General features: G+C 54.7%; 1 protein-coding gene. It reads right to left on the reverse strand.

Going from position 1 to position 2,700, the window contains the following annotated elements:
• Window positions 1-2,700: amino acid adenylation domain-containing protein (locus tag PSI14_RS19715; RefSeq protein WP_273577678.1), on the reverse strand; the 2,700-nt coding region annotated here is incomplete at both ends.

The raw sequence follows: 2,700 nt of genomic DNA on the forward strand, positions 1-2,700 counted from the left end.
GTTCCGCGGTCAGTTCCGCACGGCCGTGATACCCCTCACTGACCCCCTCGCCTGCAATATAAAGTTCGCCCACCGCCCCTTCCGGCACCCACTGCTGCTGCTCATCCAGGACATACAACCGCGTATTGGCTATCGCGCGGCCAATAGGCTGGTAGCCCTCGTCCACCGCCTCGCGCATCACATGGTAGGTCGCATCTATCGTGGTCTCTGTTGGGCCATAAAGATTGACAACCGCCTCACTCACCAGCGGCAGTAAGCGGTTGACCAGACTGCCCGACAGCGGCTCACCGCCGCTGAACAGGTAGCGCAGGGAACTGACCCCCGCCTGAGACAGGTCAGGGAGGTTAGTGAGCATCGAAGGCACCACCTGCAGGACGGTGATTTGTTCGGCTGCCAGTAATGCAGGCAGGGCTGACAGGTCTCGTTGCACCTCGCCCGGCAGGACATACAGGGAGGCCCCCAACGTCAGTGGTGTCCAGAGCTCCCAGACGGAGGCATCAAAACTGATGGACGTGCGCTGGAGAAAACGGTCATCGGCCGTCAGAGCAAACGCCTCATGCTGCCAGCGCGTGTGATTGAGTAAACCACGATGAAGCACCCTGACCCCTTTCGGTTTCCCGGTTGAGCCAGAGGTGTAAATCATATAGGCAAGATTATTGGCACCCACCGGCGCAACCGGATTGCTCCTGGCCGCATCGTGCCAGGCCGGTTCGTCGGCATCTAACCGTAAACGTCTCACCTCAGGTAGGGCCTCTGCCTGGCTTAACGCCTGGTGACCATAGCGGTCTTCAATCAGAAGAAGGGGGGCGGCATCCGCCAGAATATAGCCCAGGCGCTCTACCGGATAATCGGCATCCAGCGGAACATAAGCCCCGCCGGCTTTGAATATCGCCAGCAGCGCGACAACCATCGGCAGACCTCGCGCCACACAAATCGCCACCCGGCTGTTGGCCTCCACGCCGAGGGTTTGCAGGTGGTGTGCTAGCTGGTTGGCTTGCTCATTCAGGTCGCGATAATTTAGGGTGCCCTGCGGGGAGTGCAGGGCAATGGCATCTGGCGTACTGGCGGCCCGTGACTCGAACTGCGCCACGATGGAAGGCGTACCCTGATCCGCGGCAATGGTCATAGCAGGGATACGTGGCGACCACATTGACATCGGCACCACAGGGAGTTGGCTTAGCACAATATCTTGATGTGCTATCAGAGCATCAGCAATCGCGGCCAATACCGTGACCATATAGGTACATAAGGCCTCAGCATGAAGGGGCTGCCGAACTTGTGCCGTTAGCGATAAGCTATTATTGAAATCATCCACCGCCATCGCGAGCGGATAATTAGTCCGCTCAATCGCTTCTAACCATTTAACACCCGGAATAAAGTCGGTGGTGTGGTTAAACACCGAGGTGGTGGCGTTACTGTGACGATAGTTCAGCAAACTATTGAAAAGCGGTGCCGGTGCTTCAATTCCACTACAGCGCTGGGCAAGCGCCAGAGAAGCATGTTCATGTTGTAACAGCCTCGCTAGCTGTTGGTGAATATCCTGCACACCCTGTCTGAGAGAGCGAGCATCAATATCTACTCGTAGCGGCAGTGTATTAATAAACAAGCCCATACTCTGCGCAAAACTGGTTGCTGCCGTCAAGCGTCCTAACATCACAGTACCGAACACCACAGCGGATTGGCCGCTGGTTGCTGCGATAACTCTGGCCCAGGCCAGATGACATAAGCTGGCTAAACTCACCCCGCAATGACGAGCTGCCTCACGTAAGCGATGATTAAGTTCGCTCGACAAAGGCTGATAATGTTCCTCAATGTTCTCCCCTGAACCTTGAATATCCTCAATATCAAAGGCCAGGCTCGGCGTCGTAATATCGGCTAACTGTTGTCGGAAATACGCTTCTTGCTCTTCCTGGTGACTCGTTTCTTTCAACTGGGTAATGAGTTGGCGATAAGGCACAACCGGCAACAAGTCTTGCTCTCTCCCAGCCATAATCAGGCGAATTTCCTGCAACATCAGTTCAAGCGTTGCATGATCCCCAATTAAGTGATGCATCAATTGCAGTAAGATCCAGCGCTGATGTTCATCATCGCGCGCAATCACCAAATGCAACAAAGGGGCTTGCTCGAGCGGAAGGCGTATTTTGCGGGGATCAAAACGCTGGCGCAGTTGTTCAACGACGGGCCCCTCTGCGGCAGCGAACTCAAGTTCCTCCTGCGATAACGTTGCTTCCCGGTAAACAACTTGTACTGCGGGGCTCACCTGACTGATGATCGCCGTGCGCAAAATATCATGGCGTGCGACCACCTTTTTCATCGCGGCCAAAAAGCTATCCAGCGTTTCACTCTGTGTAAAAGCCAGTTGGCTCACCAGCAGGTAAGGGTCACCTTCGTTTTGCAGCAAGTGATGGAATAACAGGCCATCTTGCAGCGGTGATAAGGGATAAATATCCTGGATATTCGCACTTCCACCTTCGACCTGCTGACAAATCAGATCAATGTCTGCTTGCTGCAAATCCACCAAGGGCAACATAGACGGTGTAATCTGCGTCGTGCCCGTTGGGATGCCGTTATTTAACTGCTGAGTGGGCTGTGATGAGGCCACCTTCAAGGTTTTACTGAATTCGGACAATCTGGATTGACGAAACAGTTGACGTACTTCTGTTTGCCAGCCAGCGGCACGCAGGCGCTCAATCACCTGTA

Source organism: Xenorhabdus anantnagensis, from assembly GCF_028598555.1.
In the GTDB taxonomy this organism is placed as follows: domain Bacteria; phylum Pseudomonadota; class Gammaproteobacteria; order Enterobacterales; family Enterobacteriaceae; genus Xenorhabdus; species Xenorhabdus anantnagensis.